The sequence below is a fragment of the Streptomyces sp. enrichment culture genome, from assembly GCF_964273145.1.
In the GTDB taxonomy this organism is placed as follows: domain Bacteria; phylum Actinomycetota; class Actinomycetes; order Streptomycetales; family Streptomycetaceae; genus Streptomyces.
Genome location: NZ_OZ186873.1, coordinates 3,174,038 through 3,196,369 on the forward strand (window position 1 = coordinate 3,174,038; position 22,332 = coordinate 3,196,369).

Here is a 22,332-nt window from a genome sequence, read left to right on the forward strand (position 1 = left end):
GGCCGAGCACGGGAAACGCGGGGGAACGCGCGCCCTCACACGGTGCGCAGCAGCACCGCCGGCTGTTCCACGCAGTCCGCCACGTACCGCAGGAAACCGCCCGCCGTGCCGCCGTCGCACACCCGGTGGTCGAAGGTGAGCGACAGCTGGACCACCTGCCGCACCGCCAGTTCGCCCTCGTGCACCCAGGGCTTGGGCACGATGCGGCCGACGCCGAGCATGGCGGCCTCGGGGTGGTTGACGATCGGCGTGGAGCCGTCCACGCCGAACACGCCGTAGTTGTTCAGGGTGAAGGTGCCGCCGGTGAGCTCCGCGGGCGTCAGCGTGCCGGCGCGGGCCGCCCGGGTCAGCCGCTCGAACTCGGCGGTCAGCGACTCCGCGTTCCGCGCGTGCGCGTCCCGTACGACGGGGACGACCAGCCCCCGGTCGGTCTGCGCGGCGAAGCCCAGGTGCACGCGGTCGAACCGGACGACCTCCCTGGCCTGCGTGTCGACGGTGGAGTTCAGTTCGGGGAAGCGGGCGAGCGCGGCGGCGCAGATCCGGGCCAGCAGGGCGATCAGGGAGATCTTCGGCCCGCCGGCCGCGTTCATCGCCGCCCGCGCCCGCATCAGCTCGGTGGCGTCGGCGTCCACCCAGCAGGTGGCGTCCGGGATCTCTCGCCGGCTGCGGGAGAGCTTGTCGGCGACGGCGCCGCGGACGCCCTTGAGGGGCGTGCGGACGCCGTCGGCGGCGGGGGCGGCGGCCCGGGGTGCGGGGCCCTGCGCGGCATCGGCGGTCCGCGGTGCGGGCGCGGACGCCGGTGCCGTGCCCGCCGCCTGCCGGGTCCGCTCCGCGCGGAGGTGCGGAGCGGCCGGCGTCGCGGCCGTGCGGCCCTGCGCCGCGGCGGCCCGCAGCGCGTATTCCACGTCCGCCCGCAGGATCAGTCCGTCGGGCCCGGAACCGGACAGTTCCCGCAGGTCCAGACCGTTCTGCCGGGCCAGCCTGCGGACCAGCGGCGAGATCACGGGCACGGGGCCGGCCGCCTGGTCGGCGGTACGGTCCCGTCCGTTCGCCCCGGCCGGTTCCGCGGCCCCGGTGCGGACCGGCCGCACCGGGCGCACCCGGCGCCGCCGCGCGGGCGCCCCGGAGGTGCCGTAGCCGACCAGGACGTTGCCGGAGCCCTCGGCGGCCGGGCCCGCGGTGGCCGCGTCGCCGGGGGCCGGGGCCCCGGCCTCCGCGCTCCCCGGCCGCCCGCTCCCCGCCCGCGCACCGGCGGCGGGGGCGGCACCGGGCTCGGACCCCGGCCCGGTCCGCGGCGCGGCGGCGTCCCCGGCGGCCGCGTCGCGGACCGGGCGGTCCGGCGCGGGCTCGCCGACGGCCACCGTCAGCAGCGGCGCCCCGACCGGAAGTTCCGCGCCCTCCTCACCGAAGCGGGCCGTGACCACGCCGCCGTAGGGGCAGGGCACCTCCACCATCGCCTTGGCCGTCTCGACCTCGACGACGGGCTGGTCGACGGCGACGACGTCACCGACCTCGACCAGCCAGCGCACGATCTCCGCCTCGGTGAGCCCCTCACCGAGGTCGGGGAGCTTGAACTCCAGCACCTGTGCCATCAGCTCTCGGCCTCCCATTGCAGGCGCCCCACGGCGTCCAGGATCCGGTCCACGCCGGGCAGGTGGTGGCGCTCCAGCATCGGCGGCGGGTACGGCACGTCGAACCCGGCCACCCGCAGCACCGGCGCCTCCAGGTGGTGGAAGCAGCGCTCCGTGACCCGGGCCGCGATCTCCCCGCCCGGACCCCCGAAGGAGCCCGACTCGTGGACGACGACCGCGCGTCCCGTCCGCCGCACCGAGGCGCACACCGTCTCGTCGTCGAACGGCACCAGGGAGCGCAGATCGACGACTTCGAGGTCCCAGCCCTCGGCCCGGGCCGCCTCGGCCGCCTCCAGGCAGACGGCCACGGACGGCCCGTACGTGATGAGCGTGGCGCTCGACCCCGAGCGCCGCACCACCGCGCGGCCCACCGGTTCAACGGGCTCCGGGTCCTCGGGGTTCCAGGAGGCCTTCGACCAGTACAGGCGCTTGGGCTCCAGGAAGACCACCGGGTCGTCGGAGGCGATGGCGGCGCGCAGCAGCCCGTAGGCGTCGGCGACGGTGGCGGGCGTGACGACGTGGAGCCCCGGAGTCGCCATGTAGTACGCCTCGGAGGAGTCGCTGTGGTGCTCGACGCCGCCGATGCCGCCGCCGTAGGGGACGCGGACGGTCAGCGGCAGGGGCATCCTGCCGCGCGTGCGGTTGCGCATCCGGGCGACATGGCTGACGAGCTGCTCGAACGCCGGGTAGGCGAACGCGTCGAACTGCATCTCCACGACCGGGCGCAGCCCGTACATCGCCATGCCGACGGCCGTGCCGAGGATGCCGGCCTCCGCCAGCGGCGTGTCGGTGCAGCGGTGCTCGCCGAACTCCTTCGCCAGCCCGTCGGTGACCCGGAAGACACCGCCGAGCGCGCCGACGTCCTCGCCGAGGACGTGGACGTCGTCGTCGGCGGCCATGGCGTCGCGCAGCGCGCGGGTGAGGGCCTGCGCCATGGTGGCCGGCCGGGCGGCGACGGTGGTCATCGCAGCACCCCTTCCGGCCGCGCCGCCTCGGCCTCGGCTTCCAGTTCCGCCCGCAGCTGCGCCCGCTGCTCCCTCAGCTGCGGGGTGGGCTCGGCGTACACGTGGGCGAACAGGTCCAGGGGGTCCGGGGCCGGGTCCTGGTTCAGGTGCTCGCGCAGGGTCGTGGCCAGGGACTCCGCGTCCCGCCGCGCCGCCTCGACGCCGGCCTCGTCGATCAGGCCGCGCCCGGTCAGCTCGCGCTCCAGCAGCAGGATCGGATCGTGTTCCCGCCAGGCGTCCACCTCGGCGTCGCCGCGGTAGCGGGTGGCGTCGTCGGCGTTGGTGTGCGCGTCGACGCGGTAGGTGACCGCCTCCACCAGGGTCGGCCCGCCTCCCGCGCGCGCGTGCCGTACCGCGTCGGCGAGGACCTCGTGCACCGCCGCGGCGTCGTTGCCGTCGACCAGGCGGCCGGGCATGCCGTAGCCGACGGCCTTGTGGGCCAGCGACGGGGCCGCGGTCTGCTTGGCGAGCGGTACGGAGATCGCGAAGCCGTTGTTCTGGACGAGGAAAACGACCGGGGCCCGCCAGACGGCCGCGAAGTTCAGCGCCTCGTGGAAGTCGCCCTCGCTGGTGCCGCCGTCGCCCACCATCGCCAGCGCGACCACGTCGTCGCCCTTGAGGCGGGCGGCGTGCGCGAGGCCGACGGCGTGCGGCAGCTGGGTGGCCAGCGGCGTGCACAGGGGGGCGACCCGGTGCTCGTGGGGGTCGTAGCCGGTGTGCCAGTCGCCGCGCAGCAGGGTGAGGGCCTGGACGGGGTCGACGCCGCGGGCGACGACGGCGAGGGTGTCGCGGTAGCTCGGGAAGAGCCAGTCCCGCTCCTCCAGGACGAGCGCGGCGGCGACCTCGCAGGCCTCCTGGCCGGTGCTGGAGGGGTAGACGGCGAGGCGGCCCTGCCGGGTGAGGGCGGTGGCCTGGGCGTTGTAGCGGCGGCCGCGGACCAGCTGGGCGTACAGCGTCCGCAGCAGCTCCGGGTCGGCCTTGCCGGCCGCCTCGGTGCCCAGGACGCGGTACGGTTCCGGGTCGGGCAGCAGCGGCGCGGGATCGGTCCGGGGTCGCCAGGCGGGCGGTGGGGACGGCCGGTACGCGCCCCGCTGCTCCGTGACCGTCATGACGGCACCTCCTCGTGGGAGTGGCTTCGCGGCGCGCCACGGATGGTGTGACGCGCCTCACCTACCGATTGTTCGGTCGCCGGCACATTTTGGCTACAGGCCCCTTCGGGCTGTGGACAAACGGTTCCGCACACCGTGAGATGAACGCAGTACGTCCACGGCAGGGAGGCGGGAGGACATGGCGTCTGAACAAATGGCCGATCCTCCCGAGGGCTCCGGAACCGGCGCCGAGCGCCCCGGAACCGCCGCCGAGCACCCCGCCGGGCACCCGGAGGGCGCCACCGGGCCCTGCGAGACCGCCGCCGCGCCGCCTCCGCGCCCCCTGGACGCCATCGACCAGCACATCCTGCGCATGCTCCAGGCGGACGGCCGCGCCTCGATACGGTCGGTCGCCGAACGGGTCCACGTCTCGCGCGCCAACGCCTACGCCCGCATCAACCGGCTCGTCGAGGACGGCGTCATCCGCGGCTTCGGCGCCCGCGTCGACCACGAACGCGCGGGGCACGGCACCTCCGCGTACATCACCCTGAAGATCGTCCAGAACTCCTGGCGCACGGTGCGCGAGCGGCTGCGGCAGCTCCCCGGCGCCTCCCACATCGCCCTGGTGGGCGGTGACTTCGACGTCCTGCTGCTGGTGCACACCCCCGACAACCGGGCCCTGCGCGAGCTGGTGCTCACCCGGCTCCAGGCGATCCCCGAGGTGCTCAGCACCCGCACGCTGCTGGTGTTCGAGGAGGAGGACCTGGAGCCGCAGAGCTGACCGGCCCGGCGGCACCCGCCGCCGTCAGGGCCTGGTCAGTCCGGAGAACACCAGCCGCACCACGGCGTCGGCCACGTCGCGCTCCCCCATGCCCCGCCCGTCGGGCCGGTACCACTCCACGATCGAGTTGATCATGCCGAAGACCAGCCGGGTGGCGAGCCGCACCTCCACGTCGCCGCGCACGTCCCCCTCGTCGGCGGCCGCCTTCAGCAGCTCGGCCACCCGGTGGTCGAACTCGCGCCGCCGCTCCAGCGCCCACCGCTCGGTGCCGGTGTTGCCGCGCACCCGCAGCAGCAGGGTCACGTACGGCAGCTCGGCGGTGAGCACCTCGACCATGCGCCGTACGACGTACTCCAGCCGCTCGACGGCACGCCCCACGCGCGCGTGCTCCTCGTCGAGGATCCCGAACAGCTCGTCCAGGGCCCGGCTCACGGCCCGGCGCAGCAGCTCCTCCTTGCCGGTGACGTGGTGGTAGATCGACGACTTGGAGATGCCGGCGGCCTTGGACAGGTGCTCCATGGAGGTGCCGTCGTAACCGCGCTCGTTGAAGACCCGCACGGCGACGGACAGGAGCGTCTCCGGGGTGTACGTGTCGCGCTTGGCGGTGGTCATGAGCTGCTGCCCTCCCGCTTGTCGGAGGCGTACGCGTGCCGGTACAGCGCGAGGGACGGCGCGTAACGGCCGGACGGGTCGCACGCGTGCATCTCGTCGAGCAGCTCGTACGCCCAGGTGCGGCCCAGCCTGCGGCTCCACTCGAAGGGCCCCAGCGGGTAGTTGACGCCCAGGCGCATCGCGGTGTCGACGTCCTCCTCGGTGGCCACGCCCTTGGCGACGGCGTCGTGCGCCAGGTCGATGATCCGCGCGACCGTGCGGGCGACGATCATGCCGGGCACGTCGCCGATGACGCTGACCTTCTTGCCCAGCGCCTGGAACAGGCCGGTGGCCTGGGCGAGTGTCGCCGGGGAGATGTCCTGGGAGGCGGCCAGGGCGACACGGGTCGCCGTGCGGTAGTCGAGCGCGAGGTCGAAGTAGACCACGTCCCGGAACTCCACGGCGGTCTGCCCGTCGGCGAGGGCCAGCCGGCCGCCGCCGGGCAGGACGAGCCGGGTGCCGTTGTCCTCGGCCTCCCGGCGGACCTCGATGCCCGCCTCGCGGATCAGCGCGAGCAGTTCGGAGGCCGGCCCCAGGTCGCCCTCGGCGACGACGTACGCGGGCGGCTCGGCCGGCTCCGCGGTGTGCGGTTCGGGGCGCTCGGCGCCGTCCCGGTGGTCGTACCAGCCCTGCCCGCTCTTGCGGCCGAGCCGGCCGGACTCGACCAGGCGGCGCTGGGCGAGCGAGGGCGTGAAGCGCACGTCCCGGAAGAAGGACCGCCACACCGAGTGCGTGACGGACTCGTTGACGTCCTGCCCGATGAGGTCGGTCAGTTCGAAGGCGCCCATCCTGAAGCCGCCCGACTCGCGCAGCACGGCGTCGATGGTGGCCGGGTCGGCGGCCTGGGCCTCGTGGACCGCGAAGGCCTCGGCGTAGAAGGGCCGCGCGATGCGGTTGACGATGAAGCCGGGGGTGTCGGCGCAGGCGACCGGGGTCTTGCCCCAGGCGCGGGCGGTCTCGTACGCGCGCGTGGCCGACGCGACGTCGGTGGCGAACCCGGACACCACCTCCACCAGCGGCATCAGCGGTGCCGGGTTGAAGAAGTGCAGGCCCACGAGGCGGCCGGGTGCGCGCAGGGCGCCCCCGACCGCGGTGACGGACAGGGAGGAGGTGTTGGTGGCGAGCAGGCAGTCGCCGGCCACGACGTCCTCCAGCTCGCGGAACAGCTCCTGCTTGACGTCGAGCCGTTCGAGCACCGCCTCGACGACCAGGGCGCAGTCGGCGAGGTCGGCGAGGCTCTCGGCGGGCAGCAGCCGGGCGCGCGCGGCGTCCCGGTCGGCACCGGTGAGGCGCTCCTTCTCGACGAGCCGGTCCAGGCGGGCGCCGATCGCGTCGGCCGCCTCGCGCGCGCGGCCGGGGACGGCGTCGTACAGCCGCACGGGATGGCCCGCGACCAGCGCTACCTGGGCGATGCCCCGGCCCATGGTGCCGGTGCCGACGACTGCCACGGGGCTGCTGAGGTCGAGTGCTGTCATGTGCGCGATCCTCCCGCACGGGGTTCTCCACGGATACGGCGGTCCCCCTTGTCCCGACCGATCGTTCGGTTACTCTAGCCCTGTCCGGCTGTTCCCGCTCAGGTTTCCACCCAGGCCACGAGCTCGACGAAGAGCTCCCGAGACAGTCCTTGAGACGAGGAGTTGGTCCCCCATGGCCGCCGAACCCACCGCGTCCGCCCTGATCGCCCGGCACCGGCCCACCCTCGACCAGGCGCTGGAGACGATCCGCACGCGCGCGTACTGGTCCCCGCACCCCGAGCACCCCAGGGCCTACGGGGAGGACGGCAGCCTGGACGCGGCGGCGGGGAAGGCCGCCTTCGACGCCCTGCTCGGCACCCGCCTCGACCTCGGCCAGCCCGGCACGGACGACTGGGTGGGCGGCGAGGTCTCCCCGTACGGCATCGAGCTCGGCATCACCTACCCGCACGCGGACGCCGACGTGCTGCTGCCCGCGATGAAGGCGGGGCAGGGGGCGTGGCGGGACGCGGGACCGGAGCTGCGCGCGGCCGTCTGCCTGGAGATCCTCAAGCGGATCAACGACCGGACGCACGAGTTCGCGCACGCGGTGATGCACACCTCCGGCCAGGCGTTCACGATGGCGTTCCAGGCGGGCGGCCCGCACGCGCAGGACCGGGGCCTGGAGGCGGTGGCGTACGCGTACGCGGAACAGGCCCGCACCCCGCGGACCGCCGAGTGGACCAAGCCGCAGGGCAAGCGCGGCCCGCTGGCGCTCACCAAGCACTTCACGCCGGTCCCGCGCGGGATCGCCCTGGTGATCGGCTGCAACACCTTCCCCACGTGGAACGGCTATCCGGGCCTGTTCGCCTCCCTCGCCACCGGCAACGCCGTCCTGGTCAAGCCCCACCCGCGCGCGGTGCTGCCGCTCGCGCTCACCGTGCGGACCGCCCGTCAGGTGCTCGCCGAGGCCGGCTTCGACGCGAACCTGGTGGCGCTGGCCGCCGAACGGGCCGGCGAGGGCATCGCGAAGACCCTGGCCACCCGCCCGGAGATCCGGATCATCGACTACACGGGCTCCACCTCCTTCGGCGACTGGCTGGAGGCCAACGCCCGGCAGGCGCAGGTCTACACGGAGAAGGCCGGCGTCAACACCGTGATCGTCGAGTCGACCGACGACTACCGGGGCATGCTCGCCAACCTGGCCTTCTCCCTGTCGCTGTACAGCGGCCAGATGTGCACCACCCCGCAGAACCTGCTGATCCCCCGCGACGGCATCCGCACCGACCGGGGCCCGAAGACCTTCGACGAGGTGACCGCCGACCTGGCGCGGGCAGTCGAGGACCTGCTCGGCGACGACGCGCGTGCGAACGCCCTGCTCGGCGCGATCGTCAATCCGGACGTCAAGGCCCGTCTGGAGGCCGCCGCCGGCCTCGGCGAGGTCGTCCTGGCCTCCCGCGAGGTGCCCCACCCCGACTTCCCGGACGCCGTCGTGCGCACGCCCGTCGTCATCGGGCTGGACGGCACCAAGCCCGACGACGAGGCCACCTGCATGAGCGAGTGCTTCGGCCCGGTCTCCCTCGCCGTCGCCGTCGACTCCGCCGCCCACGCGGTGGAGCTGCTGCGCCGCAGCGTCCGCGAGAAGGGCGCGATGACGGTCGGCGCGTACACCACCGACGAGGAGGTCGAGCGGGCCGTGCGGGAGGTCTGCCTGGAGGAGGCGGCCCAGCTCTCCCTCAACCTCACCGGCGGGGTGTACGTCAACCAGACGGCCGCCTTCTCCGACTTCCACGGCTCGGGCGGCAACCCGGCGGCCAACGCGGCCCTGTGCGACGCGGCGTTCGTGGCCAACCGCTTCCGCATGGTGGAGGTCCGCCGGGAGGCGTGAGCGCGCCGGTGCCCGCTCAGGCGGGCCCGCCGCCGGTGGCGCTCCAGTGGTACAGCGTCATGGCGACGCTGGTCGCCAGGTTGTAGCTGGAGACCTGGGGGCGCATCGGCAGGGACAGCAGGCGGTCGGCACGCGCGCGCAGGGCGCCGGACAGCCCGCTGCGCTCGGAGCCGAAGGCGAGGACGGCGTCGTCCGGGAGCCTCACCCCCCGGATGTCCTCGCCCTCGGGGTCGAGCGCGAACACCGGCCCCGGCGGCAGCTCGTCCACGTCCAGCCGCTCCACGGCGGTCGCGAAGTGCAGCCCCGCCCCGCCGCGCACCACGGTGGGGTGCCACGGGTCGAGCGGGCCGGTGGTGACCACGCCGGTGGCGCCGAAACCGGCGGCCAGGCGGATGACGGCCCCCGCGTTGCCCAGGTTGCGCGGCTGGTCGAGGACCACGACGGGCGCGGTGCGCGGCGTGCGGGCCAGTGTGCGCAGGTTCGCGTCGCGGGAGGGCCGTACGGCCAGGGCGGCCACGGCGGTGGGGTGCGGGCGCGGCACGAGGGAGGCGTACGCGGCGTGCGGCACCTCCGTCAGGAGCGCGGCCAGCGCGTCCCGGACGTCCGGCGCCAGCTCGTCGGCGAGGGCCAGGGCCGCCGCGCGGTCGCTGGTGACGGCCACGGGCACCTCGGCGCCGAAGCGCACGGCGTGCTTGAGGGCGTGGAAGCCGTCGAGCAGGACCGGGCGGGCGGGGGCGAGTCCGCGCCAGGCGGTGAGGGCGTCCGGGACGGCGTCGGTCATGCCGTGAAGCCTACGCGCGGCCGCTCCGGGTCCTCCCGCCCGCGCCCCTCGGGAAGCGCCGTACGGTCCCCGCCCCGCGCGCGGGCCGCCCGGCCGCCCGGCCGGCGCAGGAACGACGTCGGCAGGAAGACCGCGTCGGCCGCGATCATCGCCAGCGAGAAGAACGGCAGTCCGAGGACGACCGCGATCACGGCGTGCTCGGCGATCATGACGGCCAGCAGGACGTTCTTCACCCGCCGGTTGAACAGCGTGAACGGGAAGGCGACCTGCGCGATCACGGTGCCGTAGGTGATGAGCATGACCAGCGTGCCGCTGGAGGACAGCAGATCGGCGAGTCTGGGCCACGGCGAGAAGTGGTCCAGGTGCAGGGGGTAGTAGACCGCGGTGCCGTCCTGCCAGCGCGAGCCTTGGACCTTGTACCAGCCGGCCGTCGCGTAGACCAGGCACGTCTCGGCCATGATCACGAGCAGGGCGCCGTTGTGCACGGTGTTGGCGACGGCGTCCAGCAGGATCCGCGGTTCCCCGCCGCGCGCGCGGCGCCCGGCCAGCCACCACAGGGCCTGCGCGATCCACACGCCGCCCAGCAGCGCCGGGACGAACCGGTCGCCGTCCAGCCGCCCCGCGAGCGCCGCCGCGACCAGCACGGACCCGAGCACGCCCCACAGGGCGGGCCCGGTCCGGTCCCCGACGCGCTCCCCGCGCGCGCGTGCCGCGGCCGTCCGCCGCGCCCGCCGCGCGTCCAGCGACCAGACCCGGCCGCAGCGGGTGAAGACGAGGTAGATGCTCATCAGGTGCAGGACGTTGTCGCCGCCGTCGCCCACGAGGACGCTGCGGTTCTGCAGCGACAGCACGCCCACCATGAACAGCACCGACGTCGTGCGGGTGCGCCAGCCCAGCACCAGCAGCGCGCCGGCCAGCGCGGACAGCGCGTAGACCGCCTCGAACCAGGCCCGGCCGTCCACCCACATCAGCACCGTGAAGGCGCCGTTGTCCGCGATCAGCTGCTCGGCGAGGTCCCGGCTCCACGGGCCGTCGGGGCCGTACAGCTCATGCCGGTGGGGGAACTCCCGCAGCAGGAACAGCAGCCAGGTCGCGCCGAAGCCGATGCGGACCACGGCGGTCTGGTACGGGCCGAGGGCCGACCCGGTGACGCGGGCGATGCCGCGCGAGAGCGCCGGGACGAGGCGGTTCATCCGGTGCCCCCTGCCGCCTCGCGGCCCCGGCCGGCCTCGTCCGCGGGCACCCGCCACCAGGGCAGCACCCGGCGGTCCGGCTCGGTGGAGACCTTCTCGCCGCTCCACGCGGGCGGCGGCACGCCGGTGGTCAGGGACCGGAACTGGACGCGCCGGAGGGCACCGCCCGGCCCGGGCACGTCGTTCCGCTCCAGCCGCAGCACCGCGATGCGGCGCAGATACGTCTCGGCCGGCACACCGCGCGGGCCCGTCGGGCGATCACCGGAGTCGTGGGTGGCGAGGTAGAGGTCCCAGGCCCGGCGGAGCATGTTCTGCCGGGTGTGGCTCGGCAGCGGGTTGCCGGCGACGGCCCGGCCGTCCTCGGCGGACAGGTCGTACCAGCCGGTCCTGCGGACCTCGCCGTCCGCCGTGCGCACCTCGGCGCGGACCTGGACGGCGACGTTCTGCTGGAGCGGATCGGGCGCGAACAGCTTCCAGTTCTGCTCGAACTCGGGGTAGATCCACTCGTCGACCGCGTCGCCGTGCCGCTTCGAGACCGTGTTCGGCGGGGCGACGTGCAGGAACAGCATCCCGAGGTGGACGCAGACGGTCATCGCGACCACCACGAGCGCGCACGCGGCGACGGCCCGGTACCGCGGGGACAGCGCGCCCACCCCCGCCGAGGCCGTGGCCGGCTTCCCGGCGGAGGGCCGCCCACCCGGCCCGTCCGGCCCCTGCCGGGTGCCCGAGTCCGTGTCGTGAGCGTCCATCCCGCCTCGTTCCCGCATCGCTCCCGGTCGCCTCTCCACCGCCCCGGCCCACGGCCCGCCGCCCGTCCGCCGCCGGGCCGCCGCCCCGTGCCCCGCCCGTCCGGCCCGTCCGGCCCGTCCGGCACAGCCCCCACGGCACTCGAACGGGAACGGTACTCACCACCGCCCGGCCGGACCCGTCCTTCGGGGGACTCCTCACCGTCCGTCCACAGGCGGCCCCGGCGGGTCGTCCACAGCGGTTGACACCTTACGGCGCCCGTCTCACCATGGAATCGCACGAACCGAACGATCGGTCGGGAGCTTGCTCCGGGCAGAACCCAGGTCGAGGGGGACCACCTCATGGCGACAGCAGCAACCGCGCGGCACACGGCCCGCACCCCGGCGCACGACGCGGGGGACGCCGCCGGAGGCGCGGACGGCGGCACCACCGCCCACGAACACGCCTTCGACGCGGCGGTGGCCGCCGACGAGCGCATCGAACCGCGCGACTGGATGCCCGACGCCTACCGCGCGACCCTGATCCGCCAGATCGCCCAGCACGCCCACTCCGAGATCATCGGCATGCAGCCGGAGGCCAACTGGATCACCCGCGCGCCCTCCCTGCGCCGCAAGGCCATCCTGATGGCCAAGGTCCAGGACGAGGCCGGTCACGGCCTGTACCTGTACAGCGCGGCCGAGACCCTCGGCGTGAGCCGCGACGAACTGCTCGACAAGCTCCACACGGGCCGCCAGAAGTACTCGTCGATCTTCAACTACCCCACGCTGACCTGGGCGGACGTCGGCGCGATCGGCTGGCTGGTGGACGGCGCCGCGATCACCAACCAGGTGCCCCTGTGCCGTTGCTCCTACGGCCCGTACGCGCGCGCGATGGTCCGCATCTGCAAGGAGGAGTCCTTCCACCAGCGCCAGGGCTACGAGCTGCTGCTGGCCCTCAGCCGCGGCACACCGCAGCAGCACGCGATGGCCCAGGACGCGGTCGACCGCTGGTGGTGGCCGTCACTGATGATGTTCGGCCCGCCCGACGACGCCTCCCCGCACTCGGCGCGGTCGATGGCGTGGAAGATCAAGCGGCACTCCAACGACGAGCTGCGCCAGCGCTTCGTCGACATCTGCGTCCCGCAGGCCGAGTCCCTGGGCCTCACCCTCCCCGACCCGGACCTGAGGTGGAACGAGGAACGGGGCCACTACGACTTCGGCCCCATCGACTGGGCGGAGTTCCGGGACGTCCTCCAGGGCAACGGCCCCTGCAACGAACAGCGCCTGACCCAGCGCAGGCGGGCCCACGAGGAGGGCGCGTGGGTCAGGGAGGCCGCCGCGGCGTACGCCGCCAAGCACACCGCCGGCCGCACCGCCGAGCCCACCGGTGAGCGCGAGGAGGCGCACGCATGAGCGGCACCGACTGGCCCCTGTGGGAGGTCTTCGTGCGTTCGCGCCGCGGCCTGTCCCACACCCACGCGGGCAGCCTGCACGCGCCGGACGCCGAACTCGCCCTGCGCAACGCCCGCGACCTGTACACCCGGCGCGGTGAGGGCGTCTCGATCTGGGTCGTGCCGTCGTCCGCGATCACCGCGTCCTCCCCCGACGAGAAGGACCCCTTCTTCGAACCGGCCGCCGACAAGCCGTACCGGCACCCGACGTTCTACGAGATCCCGGAAGGGGTGAGGCACCTGTGACCGCCCCCGTGCCGGGTGCCCCGGACACCGGGCCGGCGGCCGCCGCCCTCGCCCTGGGCGACGACGCGCTGGTGCTCTCCCACCGCCTGGGCGAATGGGCGGGCCACGCCCCCGTCCTGGAGGAGGAGGTCGCCCTCGCCAACATCGCCCTCGACCTGCTCGGCCAGGCCCGGGTGCTGCTGTCGATGGCCGGCGACGAGGACGAACTGGCCTATCTGCGCGAGGAACGCGCCTTCCGCAACCTCCAACTCGTCGAGCAGCCCAACGGCGACTTCGCCCACACCATCGCCCGCCAGCTGTACTTCTCCGCCTACCAGTACCTGCTCTACACCGAACTGGCCTCGGGGAACGGCCCGTTCGCGCCCCTCGCCGCCAAGGCCGTCAAGGAGGTCGCCTACCACCGCGACCACGCCGAGCAGTGGACCCTGCGGCTCGGCGACGGCACGGACGTCAGCCACGCGCGCATACGGCGGGCGTGCACCGCGCTGTGGCGTTTCACCGGCGAGATGTTCCGGCCGGTGGAGGGGCTCGACGCCGACTGGCCGGCGATGGAGGCGGCCTGGCTGGACCGGGTGGGGGACGTGCTGCGCCGGGCCGGCCTCGCGCTTCCCGAGGGGCCGCGGTCGGGGGCGTGGTCGGCCGGAGCGGGCCGCCAGGGCCTGCACACCGAGCCGTTCGGGCGGATGCTCGCCGAGATGCAGCACCTGCACCGCAGCCACCCGGGGGCGACATGGTGACGGACACTCCCCTGGAGGCGGAACTCCTCGAACTCGCCGGCTCGGTCCCCGACCCCGAGTTGCCCGTGCTCACCCTGCGCGAGCTCGGCGTGGTGCGCGCGGTGCGCGTCCACGGCCCGGACGCGGTCGAGGTCGAGCTGACCCCGACCTACACCGGCTGCCCGGCGATCGAGGCCATGTCCTCGGACATACAGCGGGTCCTGCGCGCACACGGCGTACGGGACGTCACCGTCCGCACGGTGCTCGCACCCCCGTGGTCGACCGACGACATCACGGCCGAGGGCCGCCGCAAGCTCCGCGAGTCCGGCATCGCCCCACCGCGCGTACGGCAGCCGGCCGGTCCGGTCCCCGTGGCGCTCGGCCCCACCCGCACCCGGACCCCCCACCCGGCCGACGGTCCGGGGCAGGCCGCCCCCGTGCCCTGCCCGCACTGCGGATCGGCCGGCACCGAGCTGCTCAGCCGCTTCTCCTCCACCGCGTGCAAGGCGCTGCGGCGCTGTCTGTCCTGCCGGGAACCGTTCGACCACTTCAAGGAGGTGTGATGGCCCGCTTCCACCGGCTGAGGGTGACCGCGGTCGACCGGCTCACCGACGACTCCGTGGCCCTCACCCTCGCCGTGCCCCCGGCACTGCGCGAGGAGTACCGGCACACCCCGGGCCAGCACCTCGCCCTGCGCCGCACGGTCGACGGCCGGGAGACACGCCGCACCTACTCCATCTGCTCCCCGGCCCCCGCGGACGGCGAGGGCCCGCACGAGCTGCGGGTCGGCGTGCGCCTGGTCGAGGGCGGGGCCTTCTCGACGTACGCCCTGAAGGAGATCGGCGTCGGTGACGAACTGGAGGTGATGACCCCGACCGGCCGTTTCACGCTGGAACCCGCGCCCGGCCTGTACGCCGCGGTCGTCGGCGGCAGCGGCATCACCCCGGTGCTGTCGATCGTCTCCACGCTGCTGGCACGCGAACCCGGGGCCCGGTTCTGCCTGGTCCGCAGCGACCGTACGGCCGCGTCGACGATGTTCCTGGAGGAGGTCGCCGATCTGAAGGACCGGTACCCGGACCGGCTGCACCTCGTGACGGTGCTTTCCCGGGAGGAGCAGCAGGCGGGCCTGCCGTCCGGCCGGCTGGACCGGGAGCGGCTGACCGGGCTCCTCCCGGCGCTGCTGCCGGTGGAGCGGGTGGACGACTGGTTCCTGTGCGGGCCGTTCGGGCTGGTGCGGGAGGCCGAGCGGGCACTGCGCGGACTCGGCGTCCCGCGCCCGCGCATCCACCAGGAGATCTTCCACGTGGACGCCGGGGGCACGGCCGCCGCGGCACCGGCGTCCACCGCCCCCGCGCGCGGCACGGTGACCGCGCGGCTCGACGGCCGCGGCGGGACCTGGCCGGTCCGGGAGGGCGAATCGCTCCTGGAGGCGGTGGTGCGCAACCGTCCCGACGCGCCCTACGCCTGCAAGGGCGGGGTGTGCGGGACCTGCCGGGCCCGCCTGGTCTCGGGCGAGGTGCGGATGGACCGCAACTTCGCGCTGGAACCGGAGGAGACGGCGGCCGGATACGTCCTGACGTGCCAGTCGCACCCCGTGACGGAGCGGGTGGAGCTGGACTTCGACCGCTGACGGCCGCCGGGCGGCGCCCCGGTCCCCGGGAACCGTCCCTCGGACGGTGCCGCGGACGCGGGGCCCGGCACGCACGTCCGCCGCGCCGCCGACACCCGCCGTCACCCGCCGGCGCTCCGTGTCGTCCGCGCCGGTTGCCCCCGCCGCTCCGCGGCCCACGCGCACCGGATCCCGCTCACCGGCGCCGACCGGCGACGCCGCCTCCGCGCGCCCCGGTCCGCCCGATCCGAACGACAGCCCCTAGAGGACGTACCCGTCCCCGCCCTCGTCGTTCACGACGGGCCGGCCCGCGGCGGCCCACTGCTGCATGCCGCCGTCGACGTTCACGGCGTCCACGCCCTGCTGCACCAGGTACATGGTGACCTGGGCCGAGCGTCCGCCGGAGCGGCAGATCACATGGACTCGGCCGTCCTGCGGCGCGGCCTCGGCCAGCTCGCCGTACCGGGCCACGAACTCGCTGAGGGGGATGTGCACAGCACCCGCGGCGTGGCCCGCCTCCCACTCGTCGTCCTCGCGCACGTCCAGCAGGAAGTCGCCGTCCTTGAGGTCCGCGACCTCGACCGTGGGCACACCAGCTCCGAAACTCATGCCTCCGACGCTACCGGACCGGCCGGCCGGCACCGCCCCACCGCCATCCGGTCACCCGCGCACCCGGTCCTCCCCCGGTGGGACCGACCGGGGGACCGGTCAGGAGCCCGGCCGGGCCTTCGGCCGAAGGACTGCTCAGGAGCCCTGTCCCAGCAGCGCCGCCAGCTCCGCCTCCCGCTCGGCCACCTGGCCCCGCAGCTGCCCGGCGATCTCGTCCAGCAGTCCGTCGGGGTCGTCGGGGGCCAGCCGGAGCATGGTGCCGATGGCGCTGTCCTCCAGTTCCCTGGCCACCAGCGTGAGCATCTCCTTGCGCCGGGAGAGCCACTCGAGCCGGGCGTACAGCTCCTCGCTGCGGCTGGGGCCCACCGCGAGCTCCGGTCCGGCGGCCCACTCCCGGGCCAGTTCGCGCAGCTCCGCCTCGTCACCCCGGGCGTAGGCGGCGTTCACCCGGGTGAGGAACTCCTCACGCCGCTTGCGCTCGGCGTCCTCCTGCGCCAGGTCGGGGTGGGCCTCGCGGACCAGTTCGCGGTAGAGCCTGCGAGCCTCCTCGCCGGGCCGCACCCGCTGCGGGGGCCGTACCGGCCGCTCGGTGAGCATCGCCGCGGCCTCCGGGAACAGCCCGTCCCCGTCCATCCAGCCGTGCATCAGTTCCTCGACCCCGGGGATCGGCATCAGGCGGGCCCGCGCCTCGTCCGCCCGGCGCCGGTCCTCCGGGTCGCCGGTGCGGGCGGCCCGGGCCTCCAGGATGCGGGCGTCCAGCTCCTCCAGCCGGGCGTACATCGGGCCCAGCTTCTGCTCGTGCAGCCGGGAGAAGTTCTCGACCTCGACGCGGAAGGTCTCCACGGCGATCTCGTACTCGATCAGCGCCTGCTCGGCGGCCCGTACGGCGCGCTCCAGCCGCTCCTCCGGGCGGGACTGCTCAGCTTCCGGGGTCGTCACCCGACCAGCGTAGGCCACGGCCCGCGCCCCTCCTCACGATCCGCACCCCACCCCCACGGTCCGCTCTCCCCCTCGCCCCGCGCCCTCACACCCCCGGCTCGGCGGCGATCCTCCCCGCCCGCACCGCCGCCACCAGTTCCGCGTGGTCCGCCTCGGTGCGGTCGGCGTAGGCGACGGCGAACGCGGCCACCGCCCCGTCCAGCTCGTCGTTCCTGCCGCAGTACCCGGCGAGCAGCCGGGGGTCGGCGGTGTGGGAGTGGGCGCGGGCCAGGAGGGCGCCGGTCATGCGGCCGTAGTCGTCGAGCTGGTCGGCGGCCAGCGCGGCGGGGTCGACACTGCCCTTGCGGTTGCGGAACTGCCGTACCTGGAAGTGCCGTTCACCGATCGTCGTCCAGCCCAGCAGCAGGTCGCTGACGACCTGCATGCACCGCTGCCCGAACACCACCCGGCGCCCCTCGTGCCCCTCCTCGGGCACGTCGAAGCCCGCGGTGGCCAGGTGCGGCAGCAGCGCCGACGGCCGTGCCTCCTTGACCTGGAGGACCAGCGGCTCCCCCCGGTGGTCCAGGAGCAGGACCACGTACGACCGCGTGCCGACGCTGCCCGTGCCGACGATCCGGAACGCCACGTCCTGCACGGCGTAGCGGGCCAGCAGCGGCAGCCGGTCCTCGGGCAGCGTCGCCAGGTACCCCTCCAGCGACGACACCACCGCCGCCGCCTCCGCGTCCGCGACGCGCCGCAGCACCGGCGGGGCGTCGACGAAGCGCCGCCCGCCGTCCCCGGTGTCCTCGGTCGACCTGGCCGCGAAGCGCCCGCTGGTGTTGGCCCGCGCCTTCTGCGCGACCCGCTCCAGGGTGCCGAGCAGGTCGCGGGCGTCGGTGTGGGAGACGAGTTCCTCGTCGGCGATGGCGTGCCACGCCTCCAACGCCGGCAGTCTCGCCAGCAGCCGCAGGGTGCGCCGGTAGGCGCCGGCCGCGTCGTACGCCGCCTTGCGGCAGGTGTCCTCGTCCGCGCCGGCCTCCCGGCCCGCGAGCACCAGGGAGGTGGCGAGCCGCTTCAGGTCCCATTCCCAGGGGCCGGGCACGGTCTCGTCGAAGTCGTTCAGGTCGATGATCAGGCCGCCGCGCGCGTCCCCGTAGAGCCCGAAGTTCGCCGCGTGGGCGTCCCCGCATATCCGGGCGCGCACCCCGGTCACCGGGGTGCGGGCCAGGTCGTACGCCATGAGGCCCGCGGCGCCGCGCAGGAACGCCAGCGGCGTGGCCGTCATCCGCCCCACCCGGATCGGGACGAGTTCGGGGATCCGGCCGCGGTTGGACTCCTCGACCGCGGCGAGCGCGCCGGGACGGGCGGCGTCGAGGACGAGTTCCGCGTGCGCGGACCGCGGCACGCGCCCGCGCAGCGCCTTGCCCTCCGCCTTCGGCGACCCGGTGGCGGGCCGGCGCGCGAACCCCGGCACGACGGGCAGACGCGTCCCGGTCCCGGCCGGCGTGTCCGCCTCCGCCCCCGCCGACAGCACCTCGGTCATCCCCGGACCTCCCCGTCGTCCCACAGCGCCTGCCCCGCCTCGGCTCGGGCACCTTCCGGCAGGCCGCGTCCCCTGCACCGACGCCGACGCGCCAAGACGGTACAACCCGGCGCACCGGCCGTACACGGGCCGCCGAACGCTACCCGGGCGCGAGCCCCGTTTCGCGGGGACCGAAGCAGCCCCGGCCGTGAGATACCTCACGCTGCGAATCCGGTCGGCCTCTGCGGCAGGGGGCACCGCCCCGGGAAAGCACCCACCGCCCCGGGCCCCGCAAACGAAGAACGGGTCTCTGCCGGTGACTTCCGTCACCGGCAGAGACCCGTCACATCGGTTCTCTCTGTGCGCGAGGGGGGAGTTGAACCCCCACGCCCTTGCGGGCACTGGAACCTGAATCCAGCGCGTCTGCCTATTCCGCCACCCGCGCATTGGGTGTGTCCTCCGGCTCCGTTCCTTTCGGTCCGGCGCCTTCCGACACCCAGAACATTAGCACGCTCGTGGGGGTGGGTTCACATCCCTTGGTCATCGGCCCCTGGTCACCCCCTTGGTCACCCCCGGGGGCGCCCGCGAAGCGCCCCTCCGGGCGGCCCCCGCGTCCCGACCGCCCCGGCTGCCCCGGCCGTCTCGGCACACACCCGTTCACGTATCAACCTCATACCGGTCGCCCCCGTCCCCCCGGGAGCCGGGCGGAGTCCACAGCCGGGTGCGGGACACTGGTCTGCAGCCACCTCTACGATCCTGGGCAGGAGTACGGACAGCACCACTCCTCCCAGCGTTCGAAGAGGAGCGCCGCAGGGAACCTCGGCAGGCGTCGGCGAGGCGTCGACACCGGTCGACCGGGCCGACAGGGGGAACCAGCCGATCGACCGGCGCGTGGATACGATCAGTAAGCAGTACCAAGTAAGCAGTACTCAGGTAAGCGGTACGCAGGCAGGCAGTGCACAGGGCGGCAGCGGCGGAGGAGGTGCCCCATGGGAGTCCTGAAGAAGTTCGAGCAGCGTCTCGAAGGTCTGGTCAACGGCACCTTCGCCAAGGTGTTCAAGTCCGAGGTGCAGCCCGTGGAGATCGCGGGAGCGCTCCAGCGCGAGTGCGACAACAACGCCACCATCTGGAACCGCGACCGCACGGTCGTCCCCAACGACTTCATCGTGGAGCTGAGCACGCCGGACTTCGAGCGGCTCAGCCCCTACTCCGGCCAGCTCGGCGACGAGCTGGCCGGCATGGTGCGCGACTACGCCAAGCAGCAGCGCTACACCTTCATGGGTCCGATCAAGGTCCACCTGGAGAAGGCCGACGACCTCGACACCGGCCTGTACCGGGTGCGCAGCCGCACGCTCGCCTCCTCCAGCAGCCAGCAGGCCCCCGGGGCCCCCGCCGCCCCTCCGGCCGGACGGCCCGGCGGCTACGGCTACCCGCCCGCCGTCGCGCCCGCGCCCCCCGCGGGCGCCCCTCCCATGCCGTCCGCGCCGCCGCCCGGCGCCCCGGCGGGGCAGCCCGGCGGCTACGGCTACCCGCCCGCCGTCGCGCCCGGCGGACGCACCCGTCACTGGATCGAGATCAACGGCGCCCGCCATCAGATCTCCCGCCCGACGATGGTGCTGGGCCGCAGCACCGACGCCGACGTGCGGATCGACGACCCCGGCGTGAGCCGCCGGCACTGCGAGATCCGGACCGGAACGCCCTCGACGATCCAGGATCTCGGATCCACCAACGGCATCGTGGTGGACGGGCAGCACACCACTCACGCTACGCTCCGCGACGGCTCGCGGATCGTCGTGGGCAGTACCACCGTTATCTATAGGCAAGCCGAAGGGTGATCCGGGGGCAATGTCAGAGCTGACCCTCACGGTCATGCGGCTGGGTTTCCTGGCCGTACTGTGGCTGTTCGTGATCGTGGCCGTGCAGGTCATCCGCAGCGATCTGTTCGGCACGCGCGTCACTCAGCGCGGGTCGCGACGGGACGCGGGCCGCGCGCAGCAGGCCGCGCGCCAAGCGCCGCCCCCGCAGCGCCAGCAGGCGGGCGGAGGCCGGGCGCGGCGCAACACCCCCACCAAGCTGGTGGTGACCGAGGGCACGCTCACCGGCACCACCGTCGCCCTGCAGGGCCAGACCGTCACCCTGGGCCGGGCGCACGACTCCACGATCGTGCTGGACGACGACTACGCCTCCAGCCGCCATGCCAGGATCTACCCCGACCGCGACGGCCAGTGGATCGTCGAGGACCTGGGCTCCACCAACGGCACCTACCTGGACCGGACCCGGCTGACGACCCCCACACCGATTCCGCTGGGCGCGCCGATCCGCATCGGCAAGACCGTCATCGAACTGCGGAAGTAGTGCCACGTCATGAATGAGCGCGAGCGGAGCGAGCACGCAGCGGCGGTCCCCCGCGAGGACCCCGGCGCGCTCCCGACCGGAGGGTGGGCAGTGTGGCCCGACACGACCGGCTGCATGCGGAGCCGACGGGCGAGGTGCGCATGAGTCTGTCACTGCGCTTCGCCGCCGGATCCCACAAGGGCATGATCCGGGAGGGCAACGAGGACTCCGGTTACGCCGGTCCCCGGCTGCTCGCCATCGCCGACGGCATGGGCGGCCAGGCGGCCGGCGAGGTCGCCTCCTCCGAGGTGATCTCCACCATCGTCCCCCTCGACGACGACGTGCCCGGTTCCGACATCCTCACCTCCCTCGGCACCGCCGTCCAGCGGGCCAACGACCAGCTGCGCCAGATGGTGGAGGACGACCCCAGCCTCGAGGGGATGGGGACCACGCTGACCGCGCTGCTGTGGACCGGGCAACGGCTCGGGCTCGTCCACGTCGGCGACTCGCGCGCGTACCTGCTGCGCGACGGCGTGCTGACGCAGATCACGCAGGACCACACCTGGGTGCAGCGCCTCGTCGACGAGGGACGCATCACCGAGGAGGAGGCGAACACGCATCCGCAGCGGTCGCTGCTGATGCGGGCGCTGGGCAGCGGCGACCACGTCGAGCCCGACCTGTCGATCCGCGAGGTCCGCGCCGGCGACCGGTACCTGATCTGCTCCGACGGGCTGTCCGGGGTCGTCTCCCACCAGACGCTGGAGGACACCCTCGCCAGCTACCAGGGCCCCCAGGAGACCGTGCAGGAGCTGATCCAGCTCGCGCTGCGCGGCGGCGGGCCCGACAACATCACCGTCATCGTCGCCGACGTCCTCGACCTGGACACCGGTGACACCCTGACCGGGCAGCTGTCCGACGCCCCGGTCGTGGTCGGCGCCGTCGCCGAGAACCAGAGCCAGACCGGCGACAACGGCATCATGCAGACCCCGGCCGGCCGCGCCGCCGGCCTCGGCCGCCACGGGCGCGGCCGGGGTGGCCGGGGCGGCGAGTTCGGGCCGCCCGGCAGCGGCGACACCACGGGCTTCGTCCCGGCGGGCGGTTTCGGCGACTACGGCGAGGCCGACTTCACCAAGCCGAACAAGGGCCGCAAGTGGCTGAGGAACGGCTTCTACACCGTGCTCGCCCTCGCCGTGGTCGGCGGCGGGCTGTACGGCGGCTGGCGCTGGACGCAGACCCAGTACTACGTCGGCGCCAACGACGGGCACGTCGCGCTGTACCGGGGCATCAGCCAGGACCTGGCCTGGGTGTCGCTGTCGGAGGTGGAGAAGGACTACCCCGAGATCGAACTCAAGTACCTGCCGCCGTACCAGCAGAAGCGGATCGCGGCGACCATCGCCGAGGGCGGCCTGAAGAACGCCCAGGCGAAGATCGAAGAGCTGTCGGTACAGGCCTCCGCCTGCAGGAAGCAGGCCGAGCGGCGTGCCGCGCAGAGCGAGAACAGCGCGAAGACGGGCGAGGGCGAGGCCGGGGGCACCACGGGCGCCTCCCGTATCTCCTTCCCGTCCAAGGCCACGCCGGCCCCGAACCCGTCGGCGCCCACCTCGACCCCGTCGTCCCCGTCCTCGTCCACGACCGCACCCACTCCCAGCCCCGGCCCCACCCTCTCGGAGGAAGAGCAGAAGGTCGTCTCGATGTGCGGTAAGCAGTAGGCAAGCCGTGAGAGGCCCCGTTACA

21 protein-coding genes and 1 tRNA gene are annotated in these 22,332 nt (G+C 74.2%); 10 read left to right on the forward strand and 12 right to left on the reverse strand.

What is annotated here, in order from left to right:
* Positions 1 to 35: 35 nt before the first annotated feature.
* Genes ACSU6Z_RS14295 through pdhA form a run of 3 tightly spaced genes read right to left on the reverse strand, consistent with a single transcriptional unit; the run spans position 36 to position 3,744 of the window.
* Positions 36 to 1,592 carry a dihydrolipoamide acetyltransferase family protein gene (locus tag ACSU6Z_RS14295; protein WP_437045820.1) on the reverse strand — a complete coding sequence of 519 codons (1,557 nt, stop codon included), beginning with the start codon at positions 1,590 to 1,592 and terminating at the stop codon, positions 36 to 38.
* Entirely contained in the window at positions 1,592 to 2,596 is a 1,005-nt protein-coding gene (locus tag ACSU6Z_RS14300) for an alpha-ketoacid dehydrogenase subunit beta (protein ID WP_437045822.1), read from the reverse strand. The genes ACSU6Z_RS14295 and ACSU6Z_RS14300 overlap by 1 nt, the downstream gene beginning before the upstream one ends.
* On the reverse strand, positions 2,593 to 3,744 hold the full coding sequence (gene pdhA / locus ACSU6Z_RS14305) for a pyruvate dehydrogenase (acetyl-transferring) E1 component subunit alpha (RefSeq protein ID WP_437045823.1): 1,152 nt from the start codon (positions 3,742 to 3,744) through the stop codon (positions 2,593 to 2,595). Before pdhA ends, ACSU6Z_RS14300 begins: the two co-directional genes overlap by 4 nt.
* Before the next feature lie 178 nt (positions 3,745 to 3,922).
* Between pdhA and ACSU6Z_RS14310 the strand changes: the two genes are divergently transcribed.
* Positions 3,923 to 4,504, forward strand: a complete 582-nt coding sequence (locus tag ACSU6Z_RS14310; RefSeq protein WP_437045825.1) for an Lrp/AsnC family transcriptional regulator — start codon at positions 3,923 to 3,925, stop codon at positions 4,502 to 4,504.
* 24 nt (positions 4,505 to 4,528) lie between these two features.
* Here ACSU6Z_RS14310 and ACSU6Z_RS14315 read toward each other — a convergent pair whose 3' ends face one another.
* Together ACSU6Z_RS14315 and ACSU6Z_RS14320 are read right to left on the reverse strand one after the other, a co-directional pair.
* Positions 4,529 to 5,116 carry a TetR/AcrR family transcriptional regulator gene (locus ACSU6Z_RS14315; protein WP_437045826.1) on the reverse strand — a complete coding sequence of 196 codons (588 nt, stop codon included), beginning with the start codon at positions 5,114 to 5,116 and terminating at the stop codon, positions 4,529 to 4,531.
* On the reverse strand, positions 5,113 to 6,630 hold the full coding sequence (locus tag ACSU6Z_RS14320) for a 3-hydroxyacyl-CoA dehydrogenase (RefSeq protein WP_437045827.1): 1,518 nt from the start codon (positions 6,628 to 6,630) through the stop codon (positions 5,113 to 5,115). Before ACSU6Z_RS14320 ends, ACSU6Z_RS14315 begins: the two co-directional genes overlap by 4 nt.
* A gap of 172 nt (positions 6,631 to 6,802) precedes the next feature.
* Here ACSU6Z_RS14320 and paaN point away from each other — a divergent pair, with 172 nt between their 5' ends.
* Positions 6,803 to 8,494 carry a phenylacetic acid degradation protein PaaN gene (paaN, locus tag ACSU6Z_RS14325; RefSeq protein ID WP_437045829.1) on the forward strand — a complete coding sequence of 564 codons (1,692 nt, stop codon included), beginning with the start codon at positions 6,803 to 6,805 and terminating at the stop codon, positions 8,492 to 8,494.
* A gap of 16 nt (positions 8,495 to 8,510) precedes the next feature.
* Here the strand turns inward: paaN and ACSU6Z_RS14330 are convergent, their stop codons facing one another.
* From ACSU6Z_RS14330 to ACSU6Z_RS14340, 3 genes are read right to left on the reverse strand one after another with little or no spacing between them, the layout of a single operon-like run.
* Positions 8,511 to 9,275 carry a TrmH family RNA methyltransferase gene (locus tag ACSU6Z_RS14330; protein ID WP_437045831.1) on the reverse strand — a complete coding sequence of 255 codons (765 nt, stop codon included), beginning with the start codon at positions 9,273 to 9,275 and terminating at the stop codon, positions 8,511 to 8,513.
* The gene (locus ACSU6Z_RS14335) at positions 9,272 to 10,468 is read right to left on the reverse strand and encodes an HTTM domain-containing protein (RefSeq protein WP_437045832.1); all 1,197 of its coding nucleotides are present in this window, start codon (positions 10,466 to 10,468) and stop codon (positions 9,272 to 9,274) included. Before ACSU6Z_RS14335 ends, ACSU6Z_RS14330 begins: the two co-directional genes overlap by 4 nt.
* Positions 10,465 to 11,217 carry a DUF5819 family protein gene (locus tag ACSU6Z_RS14340; RefSeq protein ID WP_437045834.1) on the reverse strand — a complete coding sequence of 251 codons (753 nt, stop codon included), beginning with the start codon at positions 11,215 to 11,217 and terminating at the stop codon, positions 10,465 to 10,467. The genes ACSU6Z_RS14335 and ACSU6Z_RS14340 overlap by 4 nt, the downstream gene beginning before the upstream one ends.
* Before the next feature lie 339 nt (positions 11,218 to 11,556).
* Between ACSU6Z_RS14340 and paaA the strand changes: the two genes are divergently transcribed.
* Genes paaA through paaE form a run of 5 tightly spaced genes read left to right on the forward strand, consistent with a single transcriptional unit; the run spans position 11,557 to position 15,236 of the window.
* Positions 11,557 to 12,606 (forward strand): 1,2-phenylacetyl-CoA epoxidase subunit PaaA, encoded by a 1,050-nt coding sequence (gene paaA / locus ACSU6Z_RS14345; protein ID WP_437045835.1) that lies wholly within the window; start codon positions 11,557 to 11,559, stop codon positions 12,604 to 12,606.
* Positions 12,603 to 12,890, forward strand: a complete 288-nt coding sequence (gene paaB, locus ACSU6Z_RS14350) for a 1,2-phenylacetyl-CoA epoxidase subunit PaaB (protein WP_437045836.1) — start codon at positions 12,603 to 12,605, stop codon at positions 12,888 to 12,890. The genes paaA and paaB overlap by 4 nt, the downstream gene beginning before the upstream one ends.
* Positions 12,887 to 13,627: a 1,2-phenylacetyl-CoA epoxidase subunit PaaC gene (gene paaC / locus ACSU6Z_RS14355; protein WP_437045838.1), complete on the forward strand. Its 741-nt coding sequence runs from the start codon at positions 12,887 to 12,889 to the stop codon at positions 13,625 to 13,627. Before paaB ends, paaC begins: the two co-directional genes overlap by 4 nt.
* A complete protein-coding gene (gene paaD / locus ACSU6Z_RS14360) occupies positions 13,621 to 14,169 on the forward strand; it encodes a 1,2-phenylacetyl-CoA epoxidase subunit PaaD (RefSeq protein ID WP_437045840.1) in 549 nt (182 codons plus the stop codon). The genes paaC and paaD overlap by 7 nt, the downstream gene beginning before the upstream one ends.
* A complete protein-coding gene (gene paaE / locus ACSU6Z_RS14365) occupies positions 14,169 to 15,236 on the forward strand; it encodes a 1,2-phenylacetyl-CoA epoxidase subunit PaaE (protein WP_437045842.1) in 1,068 nt (355 codons plus the stop codon). Before paaD ends, paaE begins: the two co-directional genes overlap by 1 nt.
* 240 nt (positions 15,237 to 15,476) lie before the next feature.
* Here the strand turns inward: paaE and ACSU6Z_RS14370 are convergent, their stop codons facing one another.
* The 4 genes from ACSU6Z_RS14370 to ACSU6Z_RS14385 all read right to left on the reverse strand — a co-directional run bounded on the left by ACSU6Z_RS14370 (position 15,477) and on the right by ACSU6Z_RS14385 (position 18,709).
* On the reverse strand, positions 15,477 to 15,806 hold the full coding sequence (locus tag ACSU6Z_RS14370) for a rhodanese-like domain-containing protein (protein ID WP_437050309.1): 330 nt from the start codon (positions 15,804 to 15,806) through the stop codon (positions 15,477 to 15,479).
* A gap of 153 nt (positions 15,807 to 15,959) precedes the next feature.
* Positions 15,960 to 16,763 (reverse strand): hypothetical protein, encoded by an 804-nt coding sequence (locus tag ACSU6Z_RS14375; RefSeq protein ID WP_437045844.1) that lies wholly within the window; start codon positions 16,761 to 16,763, stop codon positions 15,960 to 15,962.
* 85 nt (positions 16,764 to 16,848) lie between these two features.
* Entirely contained in the window at positions 16,849 to 18,285 is a 1,437-nt protein-coding gene (locus ACSU6Z_RS14380; protein WP_437045845.1) for a DUF2252 domain-containing protein, read from the reverse strand.
* A 340-nt stretch (positions 18,286 to 18,625) separates the two neighbouring features.
* A tRNA-Leu gene (locus ACSU6Z_RS14385) sits at positions 18,626 to 18,709 on the reverse strand.
* Positions 18,710 to 19,253: 544 nt separating this feature from the next.
* Here ACSU6Z_RS14385 and ACSU6Z_RS14390 point away from each other — a divergent pair.
* The 3 genes from ACSU6Z_RS14390 to ACSU6Z_RS14400 all read left to right on the forward strand — a co-directional run bounded on the left by ACSU6Z_RS14390 (position 19,254) and on the right by ACSU6Z_RS14400 (position 22,307).
* Positions 19,254 to 20,099, forward strand: a complete 846-nt coding sequence (locus tag ACSU6Z_RS14390; RefSeq protein WP_437045846.1) for an FhaA domain-containing protein — start codon at positions 19,254 to 19,256, stop codon at positions 20,097 to 20,099.
* 10 nt (positions 20,100 to 20,109) lie between these two features.
* Positions 20,110 to 20,619 carry an FHA domain-containing protein FhaB/FipA gene (locus ACSU6Z_RS14395; RefSeq protein ID WP_437045848.1) on the forward strand — a complete coding sequence of 170 codons (510 nt, stop codon included), beginning with the start codon at positions 20,110 to 20,112 and terminating at the stop codon, positions 20,617 to 20,619.
* A 140-nt stretch (positions 20,620 to 20,759) separates the two neighbouring features.
* Positions 20,760 to 22,307, forward strand: coding sequence for a Stp1/IreP family PP2C-type Ser/Thr phosphatase (locus ACSU6Z_RS14400; protein ID WP_437045850.1), 1,548 nt, complete (start codon positions 20,760 to 20,762; stop codon positions 22,305 to 22,307).
* Positions 22,308 to 22,332 lie beyond the last annotated feature (25 nt).

Excerpts from the sequence above, each read along its gene's own strand:
- paaB (WP_437045836.1), top strand. The coding sequence starts at position 12,603 with ATGAGCGGCACCGACTGGCCCCTGTGGGAGGTCTTCGTGCGTTCGCGC.
- ACSU6Z_RS14310 (WP_437045825.1), top strand. The coding sequence starts at position 3,923 with ATGGCGTCTGAACAAATGGCCGATCCTCCCGAGGGCTCCGGAACCGGC.
- ACSU6Z_RS14330 (WP_437045831.1), bottom strand. The coding sequence starts at position 9,275 with ATGACCGACGCCGTCCCGGACGCCCTCACCGCCTGGCGCGGACTCGCC.
- ACSU6Z_RS14340 (WP_437045834.1), bottom strand. The coding sequence starts at position 11,217 with ATGGACGCTCACGACACGGACTCGGGCACCCGGCAGGGGCCGGACGGG.
- ACSU6Z_RS14300 (WP_437045822.1), bottom strand. The coding sequence starts at position 2,596 with ATGACCACCGTCGCCGCCCGGCCGGCCACCATGGCGCAGGCCCTCACC.
- ACSU6Z_RS14390 (WP_437045846.1), top strand. The coding sequence starts at position 19,254 with ATGGGAGTCCTGAAGAAGTTCGAGCAGCGTCTCGAAGGTCTGGTCAAC.
- paaN (WP_437045829.1), top strand. The coding sequence starts at position 6,803 with ATGGCCGCCGAACCCACCGCGTCCGCCCTGATCGCCCGGCACCGGCCC.
- pdhA (WP_437045823.1), bottom strand. The coding sequence starts at position 3,744 with ATGACGGTCACGGAGCAGCGGGGCGCGTACCGGCCGTCCCCACCGCCC.
- ACSU6Z_RS14295 (WP_437045820.1), bottom strand. The coding sequence starts at position 1,592 with ATGGCACAGGTGCTGGAGTTCAAGCTCCCCGACCTCGGTGAGGGGCTC.
- paaD (WP_437045840.1), top strand. The coding sequence starts at position 13,621 with ATGGTGACGGACACTCCCCTGGAGGCGGAACTCCTCGAACTCGCCGGC.
- ACSU6Z_RS14320 (WP_437045827.1), bottom strand. The coding sequence starts at position 6,630 with ATGACAGCACTCGACCTCAGCAGCCCCGTGGCAGTCGTCGGCACCGGC.
- ACSU6Z_RS14395 (WP_437045848.1), top strand. The coding sequence starts at position 20,110 with ATGTCAGAGCTGACCCTCACGGTCATGCGGCTGGGTTTCCTGGCCGTA.
- ACSU6Z_RS14380 (WP_437045845.1), bottom strand. The coding sequence starts at position 18,285 with ATGACCGAGGTGCTGTCGGCGGGGGCGGAGGCGGACACGCCGGCCGGG.
- paaA (WP_437045835.1), top strand. The coding sequence starts at position 11,557 with ATGGCGACAGCAGCAACCGCGCGGCACACGGCCCGCACCCCGGCGCAC.
- ACSU6Z_RS14315 (WP_437045826.1), bottom strand. The coding sequence starts at position 5,116 with ATGACCACCGCCAAGCGCGACACGTACACCCCGGAGACGCTCCTGTCC.
- paaE (WP_437045842.1), top strand. The coding sequence starts at position 14,169 with ATGGCCCGCTTCCACCGGCTGAGGGTGACCGCGGTCGACCGGCTCACC.
- ACSU6Z_RS14400 (WP_437045850.1), top strand. The coding sequence starts at position 20,760 with ATGAGTCTGTCACTGCGCTTCGCCGCCGGATCCCACAAGGGCATGATC.
- ACSU6Z_RS14335 (WP_437045832.1), bottom strand. The coding sequence starts at position 10,468 with ATGAACCGCCTCGTCCCGGCGCTCTCGCGCGGCATCGCCCGCGTCACC.